The organism is Acinetobacter sp. YH16031 (assembly GCF_013417335.1).
In the GTDB taxonomy this organism is placed as follows: domain Bacteria; phylum Pseudomonadota; class Gammaproteobacteria; order Pseudomonadales; family Moraxellaceae; genus Acinetobacter.
On sequence record NZ_VPED01000141.1, the window covers coordinates 1 to 1622 of the forward strand.

1 protein-coding gene and 1 pseudogene are annotated in these 1622 nt (G+C 29.6%); both read left to right on the plus strand.

Translation table 11 applies throughout. The features are described 5' to 3' along the window. Nucleotides 1-75: pseudogene (locus FTV31_RS16680) on the plus strand (IS6 family transposase); the annotation flags it as partial. A 197-nt stretch (nucleotides 76-272) separates the two neighbouring features. Next, nucleotides 273-1334 (plus strand): SMEK domain-containing protein, encoded by a 1062-nt coding sequence (locus tag FTV31_RS16685; RefSeq protein WP_180004514.1) that lies wholly within the window; start codon nucleotides 273-275, stop codon nucleotides 1332-1334. Nucleotides 1335-1622 lie beyond the last annotated feature (288 nt).

Here is a 1622-nt window from a genome sequence, read left to right on the forward strand (position 1 = left end):
GGACAAGCATCGTCATTTTATTATGGTCAGCCTCAGGGTGAAGTGTGTCTAATCAACAGGGTTTTCGGTCTCTAAGTACTTTTTAAAGGGAACATCATCGACTCAAATCTCTATTTGCAACAGTGCCTGTTAAGTTTCTGATATTTATATTTATATACAAGTGTACTGCGTATAACCACCATTATTTTAAATGGGTAAAGAAATACAGCTTAATGAATTTTCAGAGATTGGTTATTATATCTACCAGTTTTTTATAAAAAATTAAGACAATTATGCAACCTGAACATATGAATTTATCAAGAAGAATAGGACATTTTTTTGCGACTATCTATGCACAAATTAAATTAGACACTCGCAAAGGATTTACGGACTTATCAAAGGCTCAGGAGCAAGCACTATTACCGATAATCAATGAAATATTTTCTAAAAAATTTGATGATCTAAACAAAATTAATATTAATTATCCAGGTATTGATTATGGAGATTTTGATGATGGTTTAGGTCTTCAAATGACTATTACTGTCACAAAACAAAAAATTCAGGAAACGCTTAATAAAATTTCAAAATACGATGAAGACAAAAGAATCAAAAAACTATGGATGCTTTTTCTTACTGTAGAAGCCGTTCCCCAAAATGTGATGGTTAATAGTGCGGACATTGAAATAGAATATGTGACGCTAAAGGATCTAGAAGATAAAGTTATAACAGCAGACTTAGACTATCAAAGAAAATATTTATCATTAATAGAAAGAGAATATTCAAGCTATTTTCGAGCCAACACAAGTTTTAGTCTTCCTCAAAATACTCCTATTCCAAAAGATCTTAGTATATTCAATGACTTTATTCAGACTAAAGAATGGTTTCCTGATGATCCGAATGAGGGATATGAAAAAGTCTATAATTTTATAAGTTCTTTTCAGAATTGTTTACTTGATTGTTCTTCTAATGCCAGAGATTTACTTTCTTGTATGATCGAGATGCAAAGGATACCAGAAGATTATAATTCACATATTAAGATTGTTCTTGAAAAGCTGGTAGGAAGATTAAATATTCTAGATGAAGATTTTGATAATTTTGTATACGATTTAGAACTTTTAAAATCAAATCATTTGATTGATCTTAACGATGAATTTCAAAGTCTAGTTGGTAATGTTATTAAAACTAAAAAAGTCGCAATTTTAAGCTTTAAAACATATGAACCAGAAATCAATCTATTTTCTGTTTTACCTAATTTTTATTTAAAATACTATTCTTTGAATGATTTTTTAAGAGCAATTAGAAGTACTGATTTTTCACTTTTATCAGATCAAAAAATTAAGTCTTCCTACAATTAACATAATACACCTTATATGTAATGCAAATTTTTATTTAATATAAATCATAGTCTTATCGTATAGTAAAAAGCCCAACTGTGCTCAGTTGGGCTTTTTTGTTGATTTTTCATGTTCCACGCCTAATATTTAAACAATGTTTCACAAGTTTGATTAGCGGTAATCCCCCCTAAAAATAATAGGATCTAAAAGTAGAATTTTCTCTTAAGATACGAGCAGGAGATTCTGCATGAAAACATCTAAATTTACTGACAGTCAGATCATGTCCATCTTGAAACAGGCAGAATCTGG

Coding starts and splice junctions, on each gene's coding strand:
- FTV31_RS16685 (WP_180004514.1), top strand. CDS start 273: ATGCAACCTGAACATATGAATTTATCAAGAAGAATAGGACATTTTTTT.